A 23,477-nucleotide genomic window follows, 5' to 3' on the forward strand; every position below is an offset into this window, starting at 1 on the left:
GATGCAGTAGCGCAGCCCCGTCGGCGGCGGCCCGTCCTTGAAAACATGGCCGAGATGGCTGTTCGCGACCTTGCTCCTCACCTCGGAGCCGAAGATGAAACTCGTGACTGCCCCCTTCGCAACGACGTTCTCGTCCACGAGGGGCTTCGAGTAGCTCGGCCACCCCGTCCCGCTGTCGAACTTGTCGGTGGAGGAGAAGAGCGGCTCCCCCGTCACGATGTCCACGTAGATGCCGGGCTCGTGGTTGTCCCAGTACTCGTTGCGGAACGGCGGTTCCGTTCCTTCCTGTTGCGTGACGTAGTACTGCATCTCCGTCAGCTTCGCCTTGAGCGCGTCGTCGGACGGCTTCGTGTACACGCGCTTCCCTCCGGGCGATGCGGCGGCCGACCCGGACGAGCCCGGCGTCGTCGCCGCGACCCGCTCGAGCACCGGGACGATCTCGGGCTTCCCCTTCCAGAACGACTCGATGAAGGGCTCCCGCCCCGATCCCCACTTGTACATCCTGTAGTGCTCGTAGTTCTTCCGGTGATAGTCCTGGTGGTACTCCTCCGCGCGGTAAAACGTCACGGCGGGGACGATCTTCGTCGCGATCGGCTTATCGAACCACCCGCTCGCCTCGAGAAACCTCTTCGACCCCTCGGCGACACGCTTCTGGTCGTCGTCGTGATAGAAGATAAAGGTCCGGTACTGCGGCGCCTGATCGGCGAACTGCCCGCCGCCGTCTGTCGGGTTGATCTGCTTCCAGAAGACGTCGAGGATCTGCGCGTAGCTGATGACCGACGGGTAGAAATGGACCTCGACGGACTCGACGTGCCCCGTCGTCCCCGATGAGACCTGTTCGTACGTGGGGTTCACCTCGCGGCCGCCGGTGTAACCGGAGACGGCGTCCACGACGCCGGGAAGATCGTCGAAGGCCGACTCGATGCACCAGAAGCAGCCGCCCGCGAGCGTCGCGACCTCGATCTTGCCGGGGGAGCCGGCGGGGGCCGCGGTGCCGCGCTTCGTTGCGTCGGGCGCCGCGGCGGCGGTGGGAGTGGCAGGGGCTGACCCGGCATTCGCGCAACCGATCATCGTCGCGACGGCGGCCAGAATCATGCTCGTCAGAACCATGCGTCTTCTCATCACGTCAGGGCCACCTCCCGGCCCAGTCTAGCGTTCGCCCCCAGGCGCCTCCACGCACAATTGGATGCCGCTGCGGGCGGCCGGGTTTCGCAACTGCGCCCGCAACTACCGGACCCTGGGGGGAGCACCACGTGTTCCGGTGAGACCTGTCGACAGATTTGCACAAGTGTCTACGCGGCGGATGGCCACAGAGATGTGCAGAAGCCTCTACGCCCTTGGCTGCGCCCGAGATGAGCGGCCGGCGACGCGTGTGTGAAAGCGTTGACAGATTGCACTAAGTGTCTACACTTCCACACCATGACACATGGCACGCACCCTCCTCGCGACAAGTCCCACGACGCAACTAGCCAGCGCCGCGAGTCGCACTTCGAGTCGCACCGCGCACACCGCCCCCGCGGCGAACACGAACAGGCTCGGCCCCCGCTCAGCGCGACCCGGCAACCGTCGCAAGAGCTCGTGATGGCGCTTGCGCGGCGCCATGGCGTGGTGACAGCGAAGGATGCCGCCCGGGCCGGAGTCCACAGCCAGCAGCTCACGCGGCTTGTCGAGGCCGGCGCGCTCGCGCGCGCTTCGCGCGGGGTCTACCACGTGCCCGGCGACCACCGTGCCCTCGGCGCCCCCCGCGGGCACCGAGACCATGCCGGCCACGGGCAGCGACACGGACGCAGCGGGGACGTGCGCTCGGGCCGGGTCGCCGAGCGTGCAGCGGGCTACGGCGACGCGGAGCCGCATCTCATGTCCCGCATGGCGGCGCGCGCGGTGCCGGCGGCTGTCGTGTGTCTCGTCTCGGCCCTGGCGATTCACGGAATCGGATCGCCGACGGAGGCCGCGGAAGGGACCTGGATCGCCATCCGCCGCGGGACACGCGATCCCTCCCTCGTGTACCCGCCGCTTCGAATCGTACGCTTCAGCGGTGACGCGTTCACGTTCGGGATCGAGACGAAGATCGTCGGGGGTGATCCGATCCGCGTTTACTCCCTCGCGAAGACGATCGCCGATCTCTTCAAGTGCCGGAGCCGCTTCGGCGTGGATCTAGCCGTCGAGGCGCTCCGCGAGGGGTGGCGGCGCCGGAAGGTGACGATCGAGGCGCTCGGGCTCGCGGGGCGAGCGTGCCGGGTGGAACGCGTGATGCGCCCCTACGTCGAGGCCGTGGTCCTGTGAAATTTCCCTCTTGCATCCGGGTCCGAATGGCGGTATGCCACTCGAGAATGTGCGGCGAGATGTTGTAACAGCATCTGACATGAGGCCAGGACCCGACTGTCCCGGAGGAGACGAGCATGCCTACCCTCTCGAAAAAGCTCTCGCTGGCCGCGGTTCTCGTATCGACCTGCGCTCTCGGGTTCGCCGGGATCGCCAGCGGGACCCCCGACTGGACGGTCTACGGCCCGCAGACGAACTCGCAGTTCGGAGCCGACGTGCAGAGCGCCGGCGACGTGAACCGGGACGGGTATGACGACGTCCTCATCACCGCGACGGCCGCGTACTCCGGGGACATCAGCGAACTCGCGGAGGGGCGGGTGTATCTCTACCTCGGCGGGCCGTCGGGACCGGCGACGACCCCCTCGTGGAGCTTCGAGTCCAACCAGTACCGCGCGCAGCTCTCCCGTGCGATCGGCGCGGGGGACGTCAACGGCGACGGCTACGCCGACATCCTCGTCGCCGCGCCGTGGTACGACAACGGCCAGGCCGACGCAGGGAAGGTCTGGCTCTTCTACGGCTCGCCCACCGGGCCCGGCGCGACGCCGGACTGGACCACCGAGGGGAACGTTGCCGGCGCAAACTACGGCTACACACTCGCCGCGGGGCGCCTGAACAACGACAACTACAGCGACATCCTCGTGGCGGCTCCGTGGTTCTCAGGTGGCCAGACGAACGAAGGGAAGGTCGTCGCATTCTTCGGATCTCCGAACGGCCCCTCCACGACCCCCGACTGGTCGGTCGAATCGAACCTCGTGGGGGCGCTCTTCGGCGCCGCGGTATCGGTAGGCGACGTCGACGGGGACGGGATCCCCGACGTCGGCATCGGCGCTCCAGGATACGACGGCAAGACGACCGATCAGGGGGCGGTCTTTGTCTACGCCGGCGGGAACATCAAACCGTCGACAGGCCCTTCCACGACGCTCCTCGTGAACACCGCGAACGCCGGCTTCGGGTACAAGCTCTCGCTCGCCGGCGACTACAACCGGGACGGCATCAAGGACGTCGCCGCCTCGTCGGCCGCGAGCCGGACGTCCGAGATCGTCTCGATCTTCCCCGGCAAGGTCGGCGGGCCCGCCGGCAAGGCGAGCCTCACGTTGAAGGGTGAGCTCGATCGTCACGACGTTACCGGGTTCGGCTCCGCCATCGCGGCGGGGGACGTCAACCGCGACGGATACTCCGATCTGGCGATCGGCGCCTACAGCTACGGGGATTACGACAGCCACGGCACGGCGAACATCGGCCAGGTCTACGTCTTCCTCGGCGGCCCCTCCGGGCTCCACGGTACCTGGTCGGCGCTCGTCGAAGGGGTGCTCGACGGGGACTTCCTCGGCTCGGCGATCTCCGCGACGGGGGACTTCAACGGGGACGGCTACAAGGACGTGCTCGCCTCGGCTGACGGGCTCGATCTGGCGCCTCACATCGGGCGCGTGACGCTCTACTTCGGCGGGCGGCTCTGATCGGCGCTACTTCTTCCGGAACTCGGCGAGCCAGTTCTCGATCACGATGATGCCGCTCGCGACCTGAGTGCCGCCGACCGCGCGGGCCACGACGAAGCGCTGATCGTCGGCCGACACGTCGAACCCCGAGGTCCATCCGAACATCAGCGGCGCGCCGTAGGAAGGGCGCGTGAGGATCTCGACGGGCCTGCCGAGCGACACGCCGGGCTTCGATGCGAAGCGGGCCTCGAGAATCGTGTCCTCGTGCACGTAGTAGATGCGGTCACCGTGGTGCCCCCACGCCGGCCATTCGCCGCCGTCGGTGCTGACCTGCCACTTCCCCTCTCCCGAGGGAAAGCGCTTCACGTAGACCTCGTTGCGCCCCGTCTCGCCCGACTGGTAGGCGTAGAAGGCGCCGTCCGGGGAGATGCGGGGCCATATCTGCGTCTCGGGGGCTTTCAAGAGCAGGACCGGGGGGCCGCCTTTTTCGAGCTCGAGATACCAGAGATCCCAATCGTTGTTCGGATCGCTGGCGGCGTACGCGAGATACCGGCCGTCGGGTGAGATGGAGGGACCCCAGCCGTCCACGAGCTTCTTCGCCTCCCCGCTTCCGTCGGCCGCCTTGACGAGGATCGAGAGGGCGGGGGGAGCCTGGCCGTCAGTGTAGACGACCTGATCCCCCTTCGGCGTCCAGACCGGCGACCACGTCCCGGCGCTGTTGCTCGTCAGCCGCGTCATCGTGCCGCGCTCGGCGTCGTGGAGCCAGATCTCCCGCTTGTCGTTCTCGGTGGCGGCGATCGCGATCTGCCGGCCGTCCGGCGATATCGCGGGGAAGGGCCACTGCGCCTGAGGCTTGCCGATCGTTCCCGTGAGCTTCCCCGAGCGATCGAGCCACACGAGCTGCGACTCGCCTCCGCCTGCCCCCTTCACCGTCACCAGCGTCCCGTCGTTCGAGACGCTCGGGAGATCCCCGTCGGGAACGACGAGGAAAGGCTCTCCCGTCGCCGCGTGCTTCGACAGCGAGAAGGGAAGCGCCCAGATCCCGGGGTTGTTCGGCTGGCGACGGTAGAGGATGTGCCCCGTCGGCGAGTAGACGGGGTACCAGATCTGCTGGTCGTCGAGCTTGAGGAGAGATTTTCGCGCCCCCCCGGCGACGAGCGAGAGATCGTTGGGCGGGCCACCGGGAGCGTGGCGCACGAAGAGGACGCCGCTCCCGTCGGGGAGCCACGAGGGATCGTGGAAGTCCCCCTTCTCGTTCGGGTCGTTGGCCACGAGCTTCTTGATGTCGCCGCCGGTCGCGGGGACCTCGTCGATCGCGTCCTCGCCTCCCGCGTAGACGATGCGGTCGTTCGGCCCCCAGGACGCGCCGCTCCCGCCGGTGAGCAGTCCCGGGTGATCGACGACGACCTGGCTCTCCCCTCCTCCCGCCGGCACCTTCCAGATCTTGCCGCCGGCCTGGTACGCAAGCCACGCGCTGTCGGGGGACCAGAAGAGAAACCCCGGCGCGGCGGCGACCTTCACCTGCTTCGGCTCGAGGTGATCCAGCTCCCGGATGAAGAGCCCCCCGGCCTCGCTGTAGGCGACGCGGCGGCCGTCCGGGGAGATGGCGACGAGTGAGCCCAGGAGCGCCGATCGGAAAGGCCCCTTGGACGAGAGCTCGAAGCGCCGGAGCGGCGCCGGAGCGGCGGGGGAACGCAAGACCCAGAGGATTCCGGCCCCGGCGAGCGCGCCCGCGATCAACCCCGCCACGAGGATCGGCCCCACGGCCGTCTTCGTCCCGTCGACCCCGGCCGCCGCCCCCGCGGCGACGGGGCCGCCGGCCCGCTCGTCAGGGGCGCCGGCCAGCGTCTCCTCGATCACGAGCCGAGCGTCGCCGATGTCGCGGAGGCGGCGCTTCGGGTCCTTGTCGAGGCAGCGGCGGATGAGCGATCGGATCGATGAAGGGACGCCCGAGGGGATCGCCTCGAGGTTCGGCGGCCCCATGATCACCGCGGCGATGAGTTCCGAGACGCCGTCGCCGACGAACGGCCGCCGGCCGGCGAGCATCTCGTACAGCACGCAGCCGAAGGCCCAGATGTCGGCGCGACGATCGACCGGCTTCCCTTTCGCCTGCTCGGGGCTCATGTAAGCCGCCGTCCCCATGATGACGCCGGCGCGCGTGGCGGGCGTCGTGAGGGTCGGCGAGAGGGAGAGCGCCGGCGAGCTCGCGTCGGGCTCGAAGGCCTTCGCGAGGCCGAAGTCGAGGACCTTTACTCTTCCGTCGGGGCCGAGATGGATGTTGGCCGGCTTCAGATCTCGGTGGATGACGCCGTTCTCGTGCGCGGTCTCCACCGCCGCGGCGACGTCGCGCGCGACCGCGAGGGCCTCGTCGAGGAAGATCGGCCCCTGCGCAAGGCGCCTCGCGCTCGAACCGCGCCAGACGCTCGGGATCGGCGGCCAGAGCGTCGGGAAGGACCTTGATCGCCACGTCGCGGCCGAGCGTCGTGTCGTGCGCCTTCCAGACGACGCCCATTCCCCCCTCGCCGATCTTCGACGCGAGACGGTAGTGCGCGAGCATGAAACCGGGTTCGAGCTGCACGGGGGATCTCCTCGGGCGCCGCGGGTCGCGGCCGGTGCGCGATGATATCACCGGGCCGGCGCGTCAACTCCGTGCGAGGTCGAGGAGCTGCGAGAGGATCCGGTGCGTGAGCCCCCAGATCTCGAGATCCCCGTAGCGAATCGACGGGAAGACGCGCTCCCCCGCCTTCCCCTGATGCACGCGCGAGGCCTGGCGCTCGGGGCTCACGAGCTCGCCGATCGGGATCCAGTGCGCGGCGACGATCTCGGAGCGCGCCGAGGCGGTCGCCCCCTCGGGGATGGCGAATGCGAAGGAGCTGACGTTGAGGCTCGGCAGCGACACGACGCGCGGGTGGACGTCATCGAGGCGGCCGAGGAGCCTCGCGCCGGCGTTGAGATCCAACCCCGTCTCCTCGAGCGTCTCGCGGACGGCGGTGTGCGAGAGCGAGAGATCCGACGGATCGCGCCTCCCTCCCGGGAAGGCGGCGTCCCCCGACCATGGGTCCAGAGGGTGCTCGGCGCGCCTCACCAATAGGATCTCGGCCGAGGCTCCCGCCGGCCGGAGGCAAACGGCCACGGCCGCCTCCTCGGTGTACGAGCCCGGGGGCGAGAGGCGCGGCTCGAGCGCGGCGAGGCGTGCGGCGATCCGGTCGATGGGTTGCATGGGAGTCACGGGATTCCAACTATACTCCCCCGTGCCCTTCGTCTACATCCTCCGCTGCCGCGACGGCTCGCTGTACACGGGCGCCACGAAGGACCTCGATCGCCGGGTCGCGCAGCACCGCGCGGGCACCGCCTCGAGGTACACGCGCTCGCGCCTCCCCGTCGCCCTCGCCTTCTCGCGCCGCGTCCGGACGTGGGGAGATGCGCTCCGGCTCGAGGCCCGGCTCAAACGGATGCCCCGCGCGGAGAAGCTCGCGATCGTCCGCGCGTCGCGCACCGCGTCTTCCCGCGCAGCGTCCCCTCCTGATAGACTTCCTTCGCCATGAGCGAACCGCGCGCCCCCTTCGACGCCTCGCCGCGCAAGCGGATCAAGGAGCTGGAGGTGATGGTCGCGGACACGATCGCCGAGACGCACGACACCTCCACGCTCGTCTTCTTCACCGGGAACGACCGGCTCGACTACCGGGCCGGGCACTTCCTCACGATTGACCCGCACCAGTTCGACTCGCTCGCGCGGTTCACCGCCTTCCTCGAGGACATGAAGGGGAAGAAGGAGCCGCCGCGCGCCTACTCGATGGTGTCGGCGCCGCACGAGAAGTACCTCGCGGTCACCATCAAGGAGGAGCGGTACGTCTCGGGGCAGACGAAATTCCCGCCCCTCCTCTCGCCGATGCTCGTGCGGCGGACGCGGATCGGGATGCGCCTCATCGTCACCGGGTTCACGGGGCCGTACACTCTTCCCGACAACGTCGAGTCGAGGACGGACACGCTCGTGCACCTGTGCGCCGGATCCGGCAGCGTGCCGAACTTCTCGATCCTCAAGCACGCGCTCACGAGCTTCCCGAGCCTCAGGCACGTGTGGATCAACGCGAACAAGACATGGAAGGACGTCATCTTCAGGAAACAGCTCGCCGAGCTGACCCGGCAGCACACCGATCGGCTCCGCGTCGTCCACGTCCTGTCGAGGGAGACCGACGCGGGGCGGTTCGGGCCGGAGGTCCTCAAGGGGCGCGTCGACACGCCCATTCTGAAGGCGCACATCCCGGATCCAGGGACGTGCCTGGTCTACGCGTGCGGGCCGGCGGTGGGGCCGTGGGATCGCGCGGCCGCGAAGGAGAAGGGGATCGCGCCGTCGCCGAGGTTTCTCGAGGCGGCGCTCGCGGGGCTCCGGGAGCTCGGCGTCACGGACGATCGGATCGAGTACGAGTCGTACGGCTAGAGCGAAATCTCGACCCCTGCCCGCCGCTCCCGCGCGAGCCGGTGGAGGTGGCTCGCGGCCGCCACGTCCTCGACGGCCAGCCCCAGCGACTTGAAGAGGGTGATCTGGCGATCGCTCGTCCGTCCGGGGAGCCCGCCCGCGAAGACGGCTCCGATTTCACCGGCGACGGCGTTTCCCTTCACCGACCCTTCGCTCTCCGCGAGGAGAATGTCGCCGGCCTCGACGCGCGCCGCGGCGATCGAATCGACGAAGACCCGCGCGCGCGCGACCGCCTCGCCGTCGATCTCGCGCCGGTTGGCGACGCACGCGCCGACGGCCGTGACGTGCGCCCCCTCGGCGAGCCACCTCCCGAGGACCACGGGAGTCGGGCTCGCCGTCGCAACCACGACGAGGTCGGCCCCGGTCACCGCCTCCTCCGCGGAGCCGACGGGGCGCACGCGGATCCCGTGGCGCTTCGACTCCCGGGCGGCGAAGGCCTCGCGGCTCGCCGGCGCCGGGCTGAACACGGAGATCTCGTCGAGATCGTGGACCTCGCGGAAGGCCTCGAGATGGCTGTGGGCCTGGACGCCGGATCCGACGATCGCGAGGCGCCTCGCCCCCGGCCGCGCGAGCGCCTTCGACGCCGCCGCGGAGACGGCCGCGGTCCGCATCTCGGTGACGAGGCGGCCGTCGATCAGCGCGAGGAGCGCCCCCGTCGCCGGATCGTGGAGCAGGATCGTCGCGAGGTGCGTCGGCAGGTGGAGGTCGGCGTTCCCCGGAGCGACCGTCACCACCTTCACGCCCAGCGCGGCCATGGACGGCACGTGTCCGGGCATCACCGCGAGCATCGAATGGTGGCCTGCCGGCGCGACGACCGTCCGCACCGGCTGGTCGACCCTCCCCGCGGAGAACTCTGCCAGGGCACGCTCCATGAGGGGGATCAGGTCGTTCATCGTCAGGAGTGAGGCGACGGCGGCCTCGTCGAGGAGCAGCACTTTCGGCATGCCCGGATTATGCCAGACGCGATCCCGATCGGGAAACCGCCTTGACAGCACCAAATCCGTCCTGTATTTTTCCAAGAAACCGGACCGGTTCAGTCCCTAATCGGAAGTGCAGCGAAACAGAGGGTCTGCGGCCGGCGGAAGAGATGTCCTGGGGTCCCCAGAAAACGCCATGATTCGAATGACACGCCTCACCGATTACGCGATGGTGCTCCTCACCGTCTGCGCCCGTCACCCCGAGCGGCCGCTTCACAACACGCGCGATCTCGCGGCCGAAGCCCATCTCCCCCTCCCCACGGTAGGCAAGATCCTCAAGCTCCTCGCAAAGGAAGGGCTCCTCGTCTCCCACCGCGGCGTGCGCGGCGGCTACGTGCTGGCGCGGCAGCCCGACAAGATCACCGTCGCCGAGATTCTCGAGGCGCTCGAGGGGCCCGTCGCCATCACCGACTGCAGCTCGCACGAGGAGGCGCAGTGCGAGCTCGAGACGAACTGTCCGGTCGCCTCCAACTGGCAGAAGATCAACCAGGTCGTCCTGAACGCGCTCGGCGGCATCACCCTCTCGGAGCTGGCGCGCCCCCTCGGCGAGAGGCTCGTCACCCTCGGGCCGTGGCGCGGCGGGACCTCGCCTTCGGCCGCCCCCGCGATGGAGAAGGCGGCGCCATGAGAAAAGAGACGAACGTCCGCGACCTCGCGACAAAGGAGTACAAGTACGGGTTCGTCACCGCAATCGACAGCGACGAGATCCCGCGCGGCCTCAGCGAGGACATCGTGCGGCTCATCTCCGCGAAGAAGAACGAGCCCGAGTTCATGCTCGAGTGGCGCCTGAAGGCGTACCGCCGGTGGCTCACGATGGAGGAGCCCACCTGGTCGATGGTCCGCTACCCGAAGATCGACTACCAGGGCATCATCTATTACTCCGCGCCGAAATCGAAGGAGAAGCTCGCGAGCCTCGACGAGGTCGACCCGGAGCTCCTCCGCACCTACGAGAAGCTGGGGATCCCGCTCACCGAGCAGAAGCTCTTCGCGGGGGTCGCGGTCGACGCCGTCTTCGACAGCGTCTCGGTGGCGACGACCTTCAAGGCGAAGCTCGGCGAGATGGGGATCATCTTCTGTTCCTTCTCGGAAGCTGTGCGGACCCACCCCGATCTGATCAAGAAGTACCTTGGATCGGTGGTCCCCCACTCCGACAACTTCTTCGCCGCGCTCAACTCCGCGGTCTTCAGCGACGGCTCGTTCTGCTACATCCCGAAAGGTGTGCGCTGCCCGATGGAGCTGTCCACGTACTTCCGCATCAACGCGGCCGACACGGGGCAGTTCGAGAGGACGCTCATCGTCGCCGACGAGGGGGCGTACGTCAGCTACCTCGAGGGGTGCACCGCGCCGATGCGCGACAAGAACCAGCTCCACGCGGCGGTGGTCGAGCTGGTCGCGCTCGACAACGCGCAGATAAAGTACTCGACGGTGCAGAACTGGTACCCCGGCGACGCGAAGGGCGTGGGCGGGATCTACAACTTCGTGACCAAGCGCGGGAAGTGCGCAGGGGTCAACTCGCGCATCTCGTGGACGCAGGTCGAGACGGGCTCGGCCATCACGTGGAAGTACCCCTCGTGCATCCTCCAGGGGGACAATTCCGTCGGCGAGTTCTACTCGGTCGCGGTCGCGAACAACTACCAGCAGGCCGACACCGGCACCAAGATGATCCACATCGGGAAGAACACGAAGAGCACCATCATCTCCAAGGGAATTTCCGCCGGTCACGGCCAGAACACCTATCGGGGGCTCGTGAAGATCCTTCCCGGCGCGGTCGGCGCGCGGAACTACTCGCAGTGCGACTCGCTCCTTCTCGGGGACAAGTGCGGCGCGCACACCTTCCCGTACGTCGAGGTCAAGAACAGCACGGCCCAGCTCGAGCACGAGGCGTCCACGTCGAAGATTGGCGAAGACCAGCTCTTCTACTGCCGCCAGCGCGGCATCTCCGCAGAGGACGCCGTCTCGATGATCGTCAACGGATTCTGCAAGAAAGTCTTCAAGGAGCTGCCGATGGAGTTCGCCGTCGAAGCCCAGAAGCTGCTCGAAGTCAGCCTGGAGGGAAGCGTTGGCTAGCCCGATACTCGAGATCCGGAATCTCTGCGCCGGCGCCGCCGGGAAGGAGATCCTCCGGGGGATCGACCTCACCGTCATGCCTGGAGAAGTCCACGCCATCATGGGGCCGAATGGCTCGGGGAAGAGCACGCTCGCCCACGTCCTCGCCGGGCGCGAGTCGTTCCTCGTGACCTCGGGCCAGATCCTCTTCGAGGGGAAGGATCTCCTCGCGATGTCCCCCGAGGAGCGCGCGCGCGAAGGGGTCTTCCTCGCGTTCCAGTACCCCGTCGAGATCCCGGGGGTGAGCACGACCTACATGCTCAAGACGGCGCTCAACGCCATCAGGCGGCAGCGCGGCGCCCCCGAGCTCGACGCGATGGAGTTCCTCGCGCTGGTCAAGGAGAAGATGAAGATCGTCGAGATGGACCAGTCGCTCCTCAACCGCGCGGTCAACGAGGGGTTTTCGGGGGGCGAGAAGAAGCGCAACGAGATCTTCCAGATGGCCGTCCTCGACCCGAAGCTCGCCGTCCTCGACGAGACCGACTCGGGGCTCGACATCGACGCGCTCCGCGTCGTCGCCGGCGGCGTGAATTCGCTCCGCGACGGCCGCCGCTCGATGGTCGTCATCACGCATTACCAGCGCCTCCTGAACTACATCGTCCCCGACAGGGTCCACGTCCTCCATGGCGGCCGCATCGTGAAGGAGGGGGGGAAAGAGCTCGCGCTCGAGCTCGAGAAGACCGGCTACGCGTGGATCGAGGAGGAGGCGCGCAGGACGGGGGCCCGGGCCTGATGGGCGCGCAGATCCTGGAAACCGGCGCCTACCCGGCGGCCTTCGACGCGTTCGAGAAGGCGCTTCTCCCATCCTCTCTCGCCTGGACGGGGCCGCTCCGCCGCGCGTCGATCGAGGCCTTCCGCGCCCTCGGCTTCCCGACGACGCGGGACGAGGAGTGGCGCTACACGAGCGTCGCGCCGATCGCGGCGCTCCCCTACGGCGTGAGCCCGCGCCCGCTGAACGGGGCGAGCGCGAGAGCCGCAGATCCCGCCGCGCGGCTCGTCCCCGAAGGGGCCATCCGGCTCGTCTTCGTCAACGGCCACTTCGCGGCCGACCGCTCCGATCTCGCCCGCGTTCCGGCCGGCGCCGTCGTCTCGAGCCTCGGTTCGGCCCTCGAGGGGCATCGACCGCTCGTCGAGCCGCACCTCGGCCGCCTCGCGGAGTTCCGGAGCCACGCCTTCACGGCGCTCAACACCGCGTTCATGACCGACGGCGCCTTCGTGCACGTTCCCCGGGGGACGGCGATCGATTCCCCGGTGTACCTGGTCTTCATCTCCGCCCCCGGCGGCGGCGCGAACGCGTCGCACCCGAGAAACCTCGTCGTCGCGGAGGAGGCGGGGCAGGTCTCCGTCGTCGAGATCCACACGGGCGGCGGCGAGAGCGCCGGCTTCGCCAACGCGGTGACCGAGATCGTCGTGGGGCCCGCAGCCGTCGTCGAGCACTGCAGGATCGGGGACGAGGGGGAGAGGAGCTACCACGTCTCGACGCTTCAGTCGGAGCTCTCCCGGAGCGCCACGTTCACGTCGCACTCCATCGCCCTCGGCGGCGCGCTCGTGCGCCACGACGTGAACGCCGTCCTCGCGGGCGAGGGAGCCGACGCCACGCTCAACGGCCTCTACGTCCTCTCCGGGGCCCAGCACGTCGACCACCACACGACGATCGACCACGCGTCGCCGAACGGCGCGAGCCGGGAGCTCTACAAGGGAGTTCTCGACGGCCGGTCGCGCGGCGTCTTCGACGGGAAGATCATCGTGCGCCCCGACGCCCAGAAGACCGACGCGCGCCAGGTGAACCGGAACCTCATCCTCTCGGAGGAGGCGCTCGTGGACACGAAACCGCAGCTCGAGATCCGCGCCGACGACGTGAAGTGCACCCACGCCGCGACGATCGGCCAGATCGACCCCGGGATGCTCTTCTACCTGCGCTCGCGGGCCGTCGGCGAGGCCGAGGCCCGCGAGATGCTCATGCGCGCCTTCGTGAGCGACGTCGTCTCGCGCGTGAGGCACGAGGCCGTCAGGGCCTCCCTCGAGTCGCTCCTCGCCGCGAAGCTGGGCGCGCAGGGGCGCGGGAGGATCGCGTGAGCGCCGAGACCGCCGTCGCGCCGGAGGTCTTCGACATCCGGCGGATCCGCGCCGACTTCCCAATCCTCCACCAGCTCGTGCACGGGCGCCCCCTGGTCTACCTCGACAACGCCGCGACGACGCAGAAGCCCCGCGCCGTCATCGAGGCGATCGAGCACTTCTACGCGCGGGACAACTCGAACATCCATCGGGGCCTCCACACGCTCAGCGAGCGCGCCACGTTCGCGTACGAGAGGGCCCGCGGGAAGGTCCGCCGATTCCTGAACGCCGCCGTCAACGACGAGATCGTCTTCACGCGCGGCACGACCGAGGCGCTGAACCTGGTGGCGTGGACGTGGGGCAGGAAGAACGTCCGGGAGGGGGACGAGATCCTCATCTCGACGATGGAGCACCACTCGAACATCGTCCCCTGGCAGATGCTCTGCGAGGAGCGCGGCGCGAAGCTGAAGATCGTCCCCATCGCGGACACCGGCGAGCTCCTCTTCGACGAGTACCTCCGGATGCTCTCGCCCCGGACGAAGATCGTCTCGATCGTGCAGATGTCGAACGCCCTCGGGACGATCAACCCGGTGAAGGAGATCATCGAGGCGGCCCACGCCGCGGGGGCCGTCGCCGTGGTGGACGGAGCGCAGGGAGCGCCCCACCTCAAGGTGGACGTCCGCGCCCTCGACGCCGACTTCTACGCATTCTCGGGGCACAAGCTCTTCGGCCCGACGGGGATCGGTGCCCTCTACGGAAAGGCGGCCCTCCTCGAGGCCAGCCCTCCGTTCCAGGGCGGGGGCGACATGATCGCCTCGGTGACCTTCGAGAAGACCACCTACAACAAGATCCCGCACAAGTTCGAGGCCGGGACTCCCGACATCGCCGGGGCAATCGGCCTCGGCGCCGCGATCGACTATCTCGAGTCGATCGGGTTCGACCCGCGTGCCGCGCACGAGCGGGATCTCCTCGAATACGCCACGCGCCAGCTCTCGCGGATCGACGGCCTCACGATCGTGGGCACCGCGCCGAGGAAGGGAAGCGTCGTCTCGTTCACGCTCGACGGCGTCCACCCGCACGACATCGGCACCATCCTCGACAAGCAGGGGGTCGCCGTGCGCGCCGGGCATCACTGCGCGCAGCCGCTGATGGATCGCCTCTGCCTGCCGGCGACGGCCCGGGCGTCGTTCGCCTTCTACAACACGCGCGACGAGGTGGACGCGCTCGTCGGCGCCATCCACCGTGTCTTCGAGGTCTTCCGCTGATGTCGGAGCTCGACGATCTCTACCAGGAGGTCATTCTCGACCACAACAAGAGGCCGAGGAACTTCGTCCTCGTCCAGGGCGCCAACCGGCGCGCGGAGGGGCACAACCCCCTGTGCGGCGACCGCCTGAGCGTCACGCTCAGGATCGAGGAGGGGGTCGTCCGCGATATTGGATTCGTCGGCGCCGGCTGCGCGATCTCGAAGGCCTCGGCCTCGATGATGACCGAAGCGGTGAAGGGGCGCACGCTCGCCGAGGCGGAGGCGCTGTTCGAGAAATTCCACGGGATGGTGACGGGCCACGCCGACCCCGCCTTCTCCGCCGAGGACCTGGGCAAGCTCGCCGTCTTCGAGGGGGTGCGCGAGTTCCCGGTCCGGGTGAAGTGCGCGAGCCTCGCGTGGCACACGCTGAAGGCAGCGCTCGCGGCCCGATCCGAAGTCCTCGAGTCGGTGACGACCGAGTAGAATCCGACGGCTCACAAGGAGACCCGAATGATCACGCTGACGCCCACCGCGGGCGAAGTCCTCAAGAAGATCAAGAGCCAGGAGAACATCCCCGAGCAGGCGGCGTTGCGCCTCGGCGTCACCACGGAAGGTTGCGAGGGAAGCGGCACGCAGTTCCGCTACGTCCTCGACTTCGACGTGAACCCGGCGAAGCCGCAGGATCACGCCTTCGAGAGCGAGGGGGTGCGCATCCTCATCGACGACGCGAGCCTCCCCCACGTCAACGAGCTCCAGCTCGACGTCCGGCAGGAAATGGGCTCGGTGAAATTCCTCTTCACGAACCCGAAGGCCGCGCACAGCTGCGGCTGCGGGCACACCTTCTCCGAGCAGAAGAAGGCCGAGCCCGAGGCGGCCGGTCACGGAGGACACCATGGACACAAGCACCCCCATTGACGCCTCGATCCTCGAGGCGAAGGTCCTCGAGGTCCTCAAGGGATGCTACGACCCCGAGATCCCCGTCAACATCCACGAGCTGGGGCTCATCTACCGGGTCGACGTCGACCTGCCGGGCTCCGTCCACGTCCTCATGACCCTCACCTCCCCCGCCTGCCCCGTCGCGGGATCGCTCCCTCCGGAGGTCGAGCGCAAGATCGCCGGCATCCCGGGAGTGACGGACGTGAAGGTCGAGGTGACGTGGGAGCCGGCGTGGACCCCGGACATGATGTCCGAAGCGGCCAAGCTCCAGCTCAACCTCTGAGGGGCGGGGTGATGCCGGGCTTCTACCGGAAGACCTTTTCCCGGTAGAAGCGCAGCTCCTCGATCGACTCCAGGATGTCGTCGAGGGCGCGGTGCGCCTTCCTCTTCTCCGGGGGGATCAGCCCCGGGTACCAGCGCCGGGCCAGCTCCTTGATCGAGGAGACGTCCACGCTCCGGTAGTGAAGGAAGGCCTCGAGCCCGGGCATGTACTTGAAGAGGAACCGCCGATCCTGGCCGATCGAGTTCCCGGCGAGGGGGGACTTCCCCGGCGCGCAGTGCCCCCTCACGAACTCGAGCGTCGCGCGCTCCGCCTCCGCGATCGAGATCGTCGTCGCGCGCGACGCGGAGATGAGCCCGCTCTCGCCGTGGTGCTTGGTGTTCCACTCGTCCATCGAGTCGAGCACCGCGTCGCTCTGGTGCACGACCAGGTCGGGCCCCTCCGCGACGACGCCGAGCTGTCCGTCGGTGACGACCGACGCGATCTCGAGGATCGTGGCCGACTCGGGGTGAAGCCCCGTCATCTCCATGTCGATCCAGACGAGCGGATCCACCCCCGCGCCCCCGCCGATCCCGTTCGTCATGACCGCCATGCTATCCGATCGGCGAAGGGAACCAGAAGCGCGTCACCTCCCCGGATCGCGCGGGACGATCCGGTAGAGTTTGTCGCCCGCGGGCACCCTCACGAACGTCCGCTCGAGGGCGCTCCGCTCGGCATCGACGATCGGGTCGGCCGGAGCGTCGAGAAAGCGGGAGGTGACGTAGACCTCCCTCCCGGAGGCGAGCGCCGCGCGGACCGACGCCACGAGGTCCGAGGGGCCGCCGCCCCCCGGTGTCTCCGCGCCCGGGGTGGTCCCCCCCGGCGTCACCGCCGCGACCTCCACCCCGGGGGCGTAATACTCGAGGTTGGCTCCGTCCCACGAGGCGACGACGAGGCTCCCCTTCGGAATGCGACGCGCCGCCTCCCGCGCGAAGGCGTCGTTCTCGACGGTCAGTTTCCAGCGCTCCCGGTCCACGACGTCCCGCGAGATCCAGAGCCCGGCGGCGACCGCGGCGGCGAGGGCGAGCGCCCCCACGGCCACCCGACCGCTTCCGGGGGGCCGCGCGCCGAGACGGGCGGCGACGAGGGCGAGCGGAGGCACGATGAAGACGCTGAACTGACCGTAGAAGTGATCCCACGCCATGAAGAAGAGCAGGTTCGTCGCCAGCCACGGGACGACGAAGGTCGCGAGCGGATCGAGCCGCGAGGCGCCGTGACGCGTGCGAACGCGTTCGACGCAGAGCAGGGCGAGCGAGAGGCCGGCGACCACGAGCAGCGGGAGCCCCGCGAGAGCCAGGAACGGAGGGAGATACGGGGCGCGCGTCCACGCGACGATCCCCGTCGCGCCGGCGCCCGCGCCCCAGAGCGCGGGCTCGATCGGCGCCTCTGGGCTTCCGCGCCGGCGCGCGAGGAACGCGAGCGCCGCCCCCGCGGCGATCAGGGCGAGGATTGCGAGCGCCGCGCGCGGCGCGAGGAGCTGCTCCGGGCGGAGCTCGTGGAGAAACGCGTACGTGCCGAAGACGGTGTGAAGCACGCCGCGGAGGTACGCCGCCGCGCCGGGGGACGCGGCGACGACCCACGCGTACAGCGGCGCCGCGACGGCGGCCGCCCTTAGCGCGCCAAGACCCGCCCGGCGGCGATCGCCGCGCCGATCGGGTTCCGCCAGGAGGCTCACGGCGCAGGGAACGGCCAGGAGCGCCGCGGTGACGTGGGCGCCGATCGCGAGCCCCCAGAAGATCCCGAACACCGCGTAGCGGCGCTTCAGCCAGAAGAGCGCGGCGATCATCACGAGAAGGAGGGCGACGGTGTACTTCTCGACGATCGCGGCCATGAAGAGGAAGATCGGGCTGGAGCCGACGAGCAGGACGCCCCACCACGCGCCGGAGCGCGAGCCGCCGCCCAGCTCGCGCGCGAGGAGCCACGCCGCGACGAGCATCCCCCACGCGAAGAGGGCGGACCAGAGGGCCAGGAGCCGCATCAGCGCCGCCCGATCGCCGCCGAGGGCGCCGTTCACCACGGCGACCGCCTGCCCCAGGAAGACGTACGTCGGCTTGCCGTCGAGGAATCCCGGGCGGAAGTCGGCCACGGAGATGGCGCAGATGAGCGAGTCGATCGTGGCGGCGAACGGAAAGGTTCTCGCGAGGAGGGCGGCGAGGAGGAGGGCGAAGGCCGCCGCCGTGACGAGCCGCGCCGGCCGGGATCGCGCGGCGTCCATGGTCACAGCGCCGGAAGCGAGCTGGCGCTTTCCGGATCCTCTTCGCCCTTCTTCCCGAGGAGCCTCGCCCTCGTGATGGCGGCCTCTCCGAAGGCGTGGCGCACGGCGTCCTCGGCCGCCGCGGCGCGCTCCCCGAGCGCCCGCTCGGGATCGGGGAAGAGATCCGGCTGATCGATCGCGCAGGCGGGCTCGAGATGGGAGACGCCGAGGCCGAGGAGCCTCACCCCTTTCCCTCCCAGGTCGACCCTCTCCCTGAGGAGAGCCGTGGCCACCGCGTGGATCTCGCCGGCGAAGCGCGTCGGTCCCCCGAGCGTGACGGAGCGCGTCCAGGTCGTGAAATCCCCCGCTCTCACCTTCAAGCTGACCGTCCACCCCTGCAGGCCGTCGTCCCTCAGCTTCCTCGCGACGCCGTCCGCGCGCGCGAGGAGCTGCCGCCCGATCTCGCCCTCGTCGGTGAGGTCCACCGCGTACGTGCGCTCCTCGCTGATCGACTTCGCCTCGCGAGACGGCTCGACCTTTCGATCGTCGCGGCCGGCGGCGAGGGCGCGTAGGTGATCCGTCAGCCGATCGCCGAGCCGGGCGCCGAGGCGTGCGCGCGGGGCGCGCAGGATGTCTCCCACCGTCCGGAGACCCAGGCCCTTGAGGGAGTCGGCCGTCTTCGGCCCGACCCCCCAGAGGGCCCGCACCGGGAGGGGCCAGAGGCGCGACGGGACGTCCTCGATCGGGAGGACGACGAGACCGTCGGGCTTGTCCAGCTCGGAGGCGATCTTCGCGAGGAACTTGTTCGGCGCGACGCCGACGGACGCGGTGAGCCCCTCCTCCGCTCGAATCCTTTCCTTGAGACGCCGCCCCGCGGCCCCGGCGTCCTGAAGCGATCGGGAGATGCCGGTCAGGTCGAGAAAGGCCTCGTCGATCGAGAGGGGCTCGACCACGGGGGAGAAGTCGTCGAGGAGGCGCAGGATCCTCCGCGAGACCTCGACGTAGAGCTCCATGCGGCCGGGAAGCCACGTCCCCCCGGGGCAGAGGCGTTCCGCCGTGACGCTAGGCATCGCGCTCCGCACGCCGAATTCCCGCGCCTCGTAGGAGCAGGTGGAGACGACGCCGCGGGGGCCGCGGTGCCCGATGATGAGGGGAAGTCCCGCGAGCTTCGGATTCTCTCGCACCTCGACCGAGGCGTAGAAGGCGTCCATGTCGAGGTGGAGGACGATCAAAACTTGGTCAGGCGCCTTTTCGCGGCCGCCTCTTCCTCGGCGGTCGGGATGTGGGTCACCGCCTTCGTCACCGGCGTCATGTAGATGAACCCCTTGCCGGGGAGATCCATCTGCCCCGCCTCGATCATCGCCTCGAAGATGGCGTCGGCCCTCTCCGCGGCCGCGACGATGTCGATGACCTCCTTCTCCGGGCTGATCGCGACCTTGAGGAGGACCATCAGCCGCTCGCGGATCCCCGAGCCCCGCGCGAAGTGGATCGTCGCGGCCGGGGCGCCGGCGCGCATCGCGGCCTTCACGACCTCGTCGGCTCGTCCCCGCTCGACGATGCACGTGATGAGCTGAAGGTTCGTGAGGTACTTGCGCTTGCGCGGCTCCGTCATGCGGCGGCCCCGCGAACGGCCGGCTCATGGCTCGGCGCGGTCCGGAGGAGAAGGCCGACGGTGAGCACCGAGACCACCGGCCCGGCGCTCGCGAGGCTCAGGATCCCGAAGCCGTCGGCCGCCCCGGGAAGGTTGCCGCTGAGGCCGAGCCCGATGGCGACGACCAGCGGCACGGTGAAGGGCCCCGTCGTCGTGGCCCCGGCGTCCCACCCGATGCTGACGAACTCCTCCGTCGAGACGAGCGAGAGGACGAGCAGCAGCAGGTACGTCGGGACGAGGAGCCACGCGAACGGAATCTCGAAGATGATCCGGGCCACGCCGAGCGCCATCCCGGCGCCGACGCCGAAGGCGACCGCCTGCACGAGGAGCGCCTTGCGGAAGGCGCCGACCGTGATCTGCTCGACCTGCAGGCCCATCGAGTTCAGCGCGGGCTCGGCGAGCGTCGCTCCGTATCCCAGAAGGAGCGCGAAGACGAGGATGATCCCCTTCCCCACCGCGCTCCCGTACAGGGGGCCGAACGCGACAGGCGGAGTCCCGAGGAGGACCCGCGCGAAGGCGCCGGGGGCGACCCCCCCGACCTGATCGCCGAGGGGGGTCAGCCCGGCGGCGAGCCCCACGTTGAACAGCACCAGCCCGAAGAGGGCGAAGGAGAGGCCGACCGCGACCTCGTCGCCGGCCGCGATCCGCTCGCGCAGGAGGAAGACTTGCACCGCGAAGAGGAAGATCGTGAGGGGCAGGATCGCCTGCGACGACGAGATGAGGGCGTCGAGCCATGGGCCGGCGGGCGCGCCCGCCCCGGGCCCGGCTGCCGCGGCCGCGACCGCCGCGACGCCGTGTCCGGCCGCTCCCGAGTAGTGGATCAAGAAGGCGACGCCGAGCGTCGCGAGGATCGGGAAAAGCGAGATGAGCGTCACCGCGCCGAACCCCGACATCCCGGTGTCGACGCGCCCGGACGCGTTGCACACGCCGAGGCCGAGGCCGAGGACGAGCGGCACCGTGATGGGGCCGACGATGACGGCGCCGAAATCCCACGCGAGGCCGATGATCCCGCGGAGCGCCGGGACGGCGTACGCCCACGCGGTCAGCCCGAGGAGCAGGAGGACGATCGGCACGAGGAGGCGCTTGAGGGGCCAGTTGAGGAGGAAGCGCAGCGTGCCGAGGAGGACCGCGGTCCCGACCGCGGCGGCGACCGCCGCCGCGAGCGCCCCCGCGTAGCGGTTCAACAGCGCGTGGAGAAGAGGCGCCTGCGCCTCGTCGATCCCGGCGCCGGCCGCCCGCAGCGCGCCCATCGCGGGCTCCGCGTACGTCGCCCCGACCCCCACGAGGAAGGCGAAGCCGAGGATTGTCGGGAGGGAGGTCCTCTTCGGGAGCGAGTTGCCGATCGCCTCGCCGACGGGCATCAGCCAGAGCCTGAGCCCATCCATGAAGAAGAGGAGGCCGATGACCACCGCGAGGACGGCCAGGCAGATCGGAATCGAGTGGAGGATCGAGGTTCGCAGGATCACGACCTGGAAGAGAAGCAGGTACGCGATCACCGGGAGGACCGAGCGGAGCTGCTCGACGAGGCGGGCGCGGAAATGGTGACCGAGGATCGTGCAGGCCTCGGCGAAGGAGACGCGGATCCTCCCCTCGCCGTGAAGCTGCTCGTAGGTCATCTCGATCGACGGGCGACGCGCCAACCTCGAACCCTCCCCTGGGGCGCGGAAAGCGGGCACCTTACACGAACCGCGGAGGATTCCTCAACCGACCCCGCCGGGTGTTAGTCTGCGGCCATGACGCTCGCGAGGACCGCCGGTCCGTGATCCGCGACATCACGAGGCCGCTGGGGACGGGGTTCCCGTCCTGGCCGGGCGATCCGCCCGTCGAGATCACGCGGATCGCCTCGATGTCGGCGGGGGGTGCGTGCGACGTCTCCCGCCTCTCTTTCGGCGCGCACGCCGGGACGCACGTCGACGCGCCGTCCCACGTCCGCCCCGGGGGAGGCGCGATCGACTCGGTCGCGCTCGACTCTCTGATCGGGGACGCGCGCGTCATCCATCTTCCGGGGGACGCCCCCATCGGATGGGATGCGATCTCGCGCCACCTCGAGGGGGCCGGGCCGGGGGCGCTCCACGGAGGTCGGCTCCTGATCCGGACAGGAAGCGCCGAGACCGTCCCGTACCTCCCGCCTTCCTTCGCGAGCCTGACCCCCGAGGCGGCCCGCCGCCTCGTCGAGCGCGGCGTGCGCCTGGTGGGGATCGACACACCCTCCGTCGACGCTCCGGGCGCCGCCGGCCTTCCGGTGCACCGGGTCTTCGCCGAGGCGGACGTGGCGGTCCTCGAGTGGCTCGACCTTCGCGCGATCGCTCCGGGCCGATACCACCTCGTGGCGCTCCCCCTCAGGCTCACCGGGGTCGAGGCCTCCCCGATCCGCGCGATCCTGATCGATCCCCCGCCGGCGGGATGACGCGGCGGACGTCTACGGCTCGAGCAGCAGGTGGAGGATCGCGTCGTGAAAGGCCGGGCTCTGCGTCAGCCCCTTGTGCGACTCGCAGAGGAACATCGCCGTGGGAGTCGGGACACCCTGAAGGAGGCTCGCGCGCGTCACCGTGTCGTCCCCCGGCGCGCTCATCACCCCCGAAAGCGCCGGCGTCCCCAGTCCCGGCGGCAGGTCGGCGGGATCGAAGTACGTATGGTAGGCCGACCCGTCGAACTGAACGACGGCGCGCGACGGCGTGGGGGTGCAGTCCCCCCCGAGCGCGGCGTAGCGCACCCGCCCCTCGAGGTCCCACTCCCCCTCGAGAGCCTCCCGAAAGCGCCGCGCCCGATCGAGCGCCCACCTGGCGAACCGGCGTGACGCCTCCATCCTCTCGAGGTAGACCTTCTCCGACCCCTCGCGGCCGATCCTCGCCCGGAGCTTGTCGCGAAGATCCCGCCGGGCGTCCGGGCTGAAGACCGACCAGCCGAGCTTCTCCCAAGTGGCCACGTCGTAGATGTCGTCCGCGACAGGCGCGCCGTCCACGTCGACGAGGTAGCTCGGCCCCGGCGCCGGGAGGAGCTGGTAGGCCGCGGGCATCGTGAAGATCGCCTCGGGGGGGAGGAGCCTCGGCACGCGCTCGCCTTCGAGGAGCGACCTCAGGGCGTCGAGGGTCCCTCCGTTCGGTGTCCCCAGGAGGATGACGGTCCCGACGTGCGGCGCCCCCGCGAAGGTGGGCGCCGACGGCTCCCCCGCGAGGACGTCGCGGCCGCCGTGCCTCACGTAGTAGCGCGCGACGAGGCCGCCGAGGCTGTGCGCGACGAGATCGACCTTCCCTCCCGGATCTCCTCGGGCCGAGAGGACGCGATCGATCGCGGCGCCCAGCGCGGCCGCCGTCTCCGGAACGTCCCGGCGCCAGTCGTAGTCGAACGCGTAGAGATCGGCGCCGGGGCGCGGGTCGTGGATGTCGCCCGGCACGAATCCCCCGGCGTCGCGCAGCGCGCGGATCAGCTTGAGGTAGTACTCGTGACCCGCCACCTTTTCGATGGGGCCGTCGGGGACGAGCCCGTCCCGATTCCGGAGCGGATCGTCCGCGTCGATCGGGAGATCGAGGAGATCCTTCCCCGGGTGCGAGGGCCGATAGAGCTTCGCGAGGAACGACACCGCGTTCCCCCAGACGACGCGACCGGTGATCGAGTCCCTCAGGCGCGAGCCGAAGACTCCCGGAATGAAGACGACCGCGCGCCTGGGCCGGGCCTCGCCGTGATAGATGCCGACCAGATCCGGGTGCATGACCGCGCACGCTGCGACCGCCATCGTCGCCGCCAGGAGAAGCGGTGCGCGC

The 23,477-nt window shown here is 69.7% G+C and carries 23 protein-coding genes; 13 read left to right on the forward strand and 10 right to left on the reverse strand.

Annotated features, from left to right (window positions below; all coding sequences use genetic code 11):
- The coding region (gene msrA, locus HY049_12620) for a peptide-methionine (S)-S-oxide reductase MsrA (GenBank protein ID MBI3449745.1) at positions 1 to 1,071 on the reverse strand (1,071 nt) is incomplete at its 3' end.
- Positions 1,072 to 1,605: 534 nt separating this feature from the next.
- Between msrA and HY049_12625 the strand changes: the two genes are divergently transcribed.
- On the forward strand, positions 1,606 to 2,283 hold the full coding sequence (locus tag HY049_12625; protein ID MBI3449746.1) for a type IV toxin-antitoxin system AbiEi family antitoxin domain-containing protein: 678 nt from the start codon (positions 1,606 to 1,608) through the stop codon (positions 2,281 to 2,283).
- A 116-nt stretch (positions 2,284 to 2,399) separates the two neighbouring features.
- Complete coding sequence (locus HY049_12630; GenBank protein MBI3449747.1) at positions 2,400 to 3,779, forward strand: FG-GAP repeat protein; 1,380 nt, start codon at positions 2,400 to 2,402, stop codon at positions 3,777 to 3,779.
- Between the two features lie 6 nt (positions 3,780 to 3,785).
- On the opposite strand, the gene HY049_12635 is transcribed toward HY049_12630, so the two are convergent.
- Together HY049_12635 and HY049_12640 are read right to left on the reverse strand one after the other, a co-directional pair.
- Positions 3,786 to 6,089 carry a serine/threonine-protein kinase gene (locus tag HY049_12635; protein MBI3449748.1) on the reverse strand — a complete coding sequence of 768 codons (2,304 nt, stop codon included), beginning with the start codon at positions 6,087 to 6,089 and terminating at the stop codon, positions 3,786 to 3,788.
- Between the two features lie 310 nt (positions 6,090 to 6,399).
- Positions 6,400 to 6,978: a CoA pyrophosphatase gene (locus HY049_12640; GenBank protein MBI3449749.1), complete on the reverse strand. Its 579-nt coding sequence runs from the start codon at positions 6,976 to 6,978 to the stop codon at positions 6,400 to 6,402.
- Between HY049_12640 and HY049_12645 the strand changes: the two genes are divergently transcribed.
- On the forward strand, positions 6,977 to 7,303 hold the full coding sequence (locus HY049_12645; GenBank protein ID MBI3449750.1) for a GIY-YIG nuclease family protein: 327 nt from the start codon (positions 6,977 to 6,979) through the stop codon (positions 7,301 to 7,303). The genes HY049_12640 and HY049_12645 overlap by 2 nt on opposite strands.
- Positions 7,300 to 8,196 carry an oxidoreductase gene (locus HY049_12650; protein MBI3449751.1) on the forward strand — a complete coding sequence of 299 codons (897 nt, stop codon included), beginning with the start codon at positions 7,300 to 7,302 and terminating at the stop codon, positions 8,194 to 8,196. The genes HY049_12645 and HY049_12650 overlap by 4 nt, the downstream gene beginning before the upstream one ends.
- On the opposite strand, the gene HY049_12655 is transcribed toward HY049_12650, so the two are convergent.
- Entirely contained in the window at positions 8,193 to 9,179 is a 987-nt protein-coding gene (locus HY049_12655; protein ID MBI3449752.1) for an ornithine cyclodeaminase family protein, read from the reverse strand. The genes HY049_12650 and HY049_12655 overlap by 4 nt on opposite strands.
- A 169-nt stretch (positions 9,180 to 9,348) precedes the next feature.
- Here HY049_12655 and HY049_12660 point away from each other — a divergent pair, with 169 nt between their 5' ends.
- The 8 genes from HY049_12660 to HY049_12695 are packed head-to-tail and all read left to right on the forward strand — an operon-like array spanning position 9,349 to position 15,835.
- On the forward strand, positions 9,349 to 9,840 hold the full coding sequence (locus HY049_12660; GenBank protein MBI3449753.1) for an SUF system Fe-S cluster assembly regulator: 492 nt from the start codon (positions 9,349 to 9,351) through the stop codon (positions 9,838 to 9,840).
- Positions 9,837 to 11,279, forward strand: coding sequence for a Fe-S cluster assembly protein SufB (gene sufB / locus HY049_12665; GenBank protein MBI3449754.1), 1,443 nt, complete (start codon positions 9,837 to 9,839; stop codon positions 11,277 to 11,279). Before HY049_12660 ends, sufB begins: the two co-directional genes overlap by 4 nt.
- Before the next feature lie 4 nt (positions 11,280 to 11,283).
- Positions 11,284 to 12,051 carry a Fe-S cluster assembly ATPase SufC gene (sufC, locus tag HY049_12670; protein ID MBI3449755.1) on the forward strand — a complete coding sequence of 256 codons (768 nt, stop codon included), beginning with the start codon at positions 11,284 to 11,286 and terminating at the stop codon, positions 12,049 to 12,051.
- Complete coding sequence (gene sufD, locus HY049_12675; GenBank protein MBI3449756.1) at positions 12,051 to 13,394, forward strand: Fe-S cluster assembly protein SufD; 1,344 nt, start codon at positions 12,051 to 12,053, stop codon at positions 13,392 to 13,394. The genes sufC and sufD overlap by 1 nt, the downstream gene beginning before the upstream one ends.
- Positions 13,391 to 14,638 (forward strand): cysteine desulfurase, encoded by a 1,248-nt coding sequence (locus HY049_12680; GenBank protein ID MBI3449757.1) that lies wholly within the window; start codon positions 13,391 to 13,393, stop codon positions 14,636 to 14,638. The genes sufD and HY049_12680 overlap by 4 nt, the downstream gene beginning before the upstream one ends.
- On the forward strand, positions 14,638 to 15,099 hold the full coding sequence (locus HY049_12685; protein ID MBI3449758.1) for an SUF system NifU family Fe-S cluster assembly protein: 462 nt from the start codon (positions 14,638 to 14,640) through the stop codon (positions 15,097 to 15,099). The genes HY049_12680 and HY049_12685 overlap by 1 nt, the downstream gene beginning before the upstream one ends.
- A gap of 27 nt (positions 15,100 to 15,126) precedes the next feature.
- Positions 15,127 to 15,531 (forward strand): iron-sulfur cluster assembly accessory protein, encoded by a 405-nt coding sequence (locus tag HY049_12690; GenBank protein ID MBI3449759.1) that lies wholly within the window; start codon positions 15,127 to 15,129, stop codon positions 15,529 to 15,531.
- Positions 15,509 to 15,835 (forward strand): DUF59 domain-containing protein, encoded by a 327-nt coding sequence (locus HY049_12695; protein MBI3449760.1) that lies wholly within the window; start codon positions 15,509 to 15,511, stop codon positions 15,833 to 15,835. Before HY049_12690 ends, HY049_12695 begins: the two co-directional genes overlap by 23 nt.
- Positions 15,836 to 15,857: 22 nt before the next feature.
- Here HY049_12695 and orn read toward each other — a convergent pair whose 3' ends face one another.
- From orn to HY049_12720, 5 genes are read right to left on the reverse strand one after another with little or no spacing between them, the layout of a single operon-like run.
- Positions 15,858 to 16,415, reverse strand: a complete 558-nt coding sequence (gene orn, locus HY049_12700; GenBank protein ID MBI3449761.1) for an oligoribonuclease — start codon at positions 16,413 to 16,415, stop codon at positions 15,858 to 15,860.
- Positions 16,416 to 16,457: 42 nt separating this feature from the next.
- Positions 16,458 to 18,086 (reverse strand): glycosyltransferase family 39 protein, encoded by a 1,629-nt coding sequence (locus HY049_12705; protein ID MBI3449762.1) that lies wholly within the window; start codon positions 18,084 to 18,086, stop codon positions 16,458 to 16,460.
- Positions 18,087 to 18,088: 2 nt separating this feature from the next.
- Positions 18,089 to 19,297, reverse strand: coding sequence for a DNA polymerase IV (locus tag HY049_12710; GenBank protein ID MBI3449763.1), 1,209 nt, complete (start codon positions 19,295 to 19,297; stop codon positions 18,089 to 18,091).
- Complete coding sequence (locus HY049_12715; GenBank protein ID MBI3449764.1) at positions 19,294 to 19,677, reverse strand: P-II family nitrogen regulator; 384 nt, start codon at positions 19,675 to 19,677, stop codon at positions 19,294 to 19,296. The genes HY049_12710 and HY049_12715 overlap by 4 nt, the downstream gene beginning before the upstream one ends.
- On the reverse strand, positions 19,674 to 21,356 hold the full coding sequence (locus HY049_12720) for a DUF1538 family protein (protein MBI3449765.1): 1,683 nt from the start codon (positions 21,354 to 21,356) through the stop codon (positions 19,674 to 19,676). The genes HY049_12715 and HY049_12720 overlap by 4 nt, the downstream gene beginning before the upstream one ends.
- Before the next feature lie 119 nt (positions 21,357 to 21,475).
- Between HY049_12720 and HY049_12725 the strand changes: the two genes are divergently transcribed.
- Entirely contained in the window at positions 21,476 to 22,123 is a 648-nt protein-coding gene (locus HY049_12725) for a cyclase family protein (GenBank protein MBI3449766.1), read from the forward strand.
- Positions 22,124 to 22,135: 12 nt separating this feature from the next.
- Here the strand turns inward: HY049_12725 and HY049_12730 are convergent, their stop codons facing one another.
- Positions 22,136 to 23,449 (reverse strand): hypothetical protein, encoded by a 1,314-nt coding sequence (locus HY049_12730; GenBank protein MBI3449767.1) that lies wholly within the window; start codon positions 23,447 to 23,449, stop codon positions 22,136 to 22,138.
- Positions 23,450 to 23,477 lie beyond the last annotated feature (28 nt).

Source organism: Acidobacteriota bacterium, from assembly GCA_016195325.1.
In the GTDB taxonomy this organism is placed as follows: Bacteria; Acidobacteriota; Polarisedimenticolia; order JACPZX01; family JACPZX01; genus JACPZX01.

Excerpts from the sequence above, each read along its gene's own strand:
- sufB (MBI3449754.1), top strand. The coding sequence starts at position 9,837 with ATGAGAAAAGAGACGAACGTCCGCGACCTCGCGACAAAGGAGTACAAG.
- HY049_12715 (MBI3449764.1), bottom strand. The coding sequence starts at position 19,677 with ATGACGGAGCCGCGCAAGCGCAAGTACCTCACGAACCTTCAGCTCATC.
- HY049_12640 (MBI3449749.1), bottom strand. The coding sequence starts at position 6,978 with ATGCAACCCATCGACCGGATCGCCGCACGCCTCGCCGCGCTCGAGCCG.
- HY049_12695 (MBI3449760.1), top strand. The coding sequence starts at position 15,509 with ATGGACACAAGCACCCCCATTGACGCCTCGATCCTCGAGGCGAAGGTC.
- HY049_12630 (MBI3449747.1), top strand. The coding sequence starts at position 2,400 with ATGCCTACCCTCTCGAAAAAGCTCTCGCTGGCCGCGGTTCTCGTATCG.
- sufD (MBI3449756.1), top strand. The coding sequence starts at position 12,051 with ATGGGCGCGCAGATCCTGGAAACCGGCGCCTACCCGGCGGCCTTCGAC.
- HY049_12645 (MBI3449750.1), top strand. The coding sequence starts at position 6,977 with ATGGGAGTCACGGGATTCCAACTATACTCCCCCGTGCCCTTCGTCTAC.
- HY049_12660 (MBI3449753.1), top strand. The coding sequence starts at position 9,349 with ATGATTCGAATGACACGCCTCACCGATTACGCGATGGTGCTCCTCACC.
- HY049_12705 (MBI3449762.1), bottom strand. The coding sequence starts at position 18,086 with ATGGACGCCGCGCGATCCCGGCCGGCGCGGCTCGTCACGGCGGCGGCC.
- HY049_12730 (MBI3449767.1), bottom strand. The coding sequence starts at position 23,449 with ATGGCGGTCGCAGCGTGCGCGGTCATGCACCCGGATCTGGTCGGCATC.
- HY049_12690 (MBI3449759.1), top strand. The coding sequence starts at position 15,127 with ATGATCACGCTGACGCCCACCGCGGGCGAAGTCCTCAAGAAGATCAAG.
- HY049_12650 (MBI3449751.1), top strand. The coding sequence starts at position 7,300 with ATGAGCGAACCGCGCGCCCCCTTCGACGCCTCGCCGCGCAAGCGGATC.
- HY049_12655 (MBI3449752.1), bottom strand. The coding sequence starts at position 9,179 with ATGCCGAAAGTGCTGCTCCTCGACGAGGCCGCCGTCGCCTCACTCCTG.
- orn (MBI3449761.1), bottom strand. The coding sequence starts at position 16,415 with ATGACGAACGGGATCGGCGGGGGCGCGGGGGTGGATCCGCTCGTCTGG.
- HY049_12685 (MBI3449758.1), top strand. The coding sequence starts at position 14,638 with ATGTCGGAGCTCGACGATCTCTACCAGGAGGTCATTCTCGACCACAAC.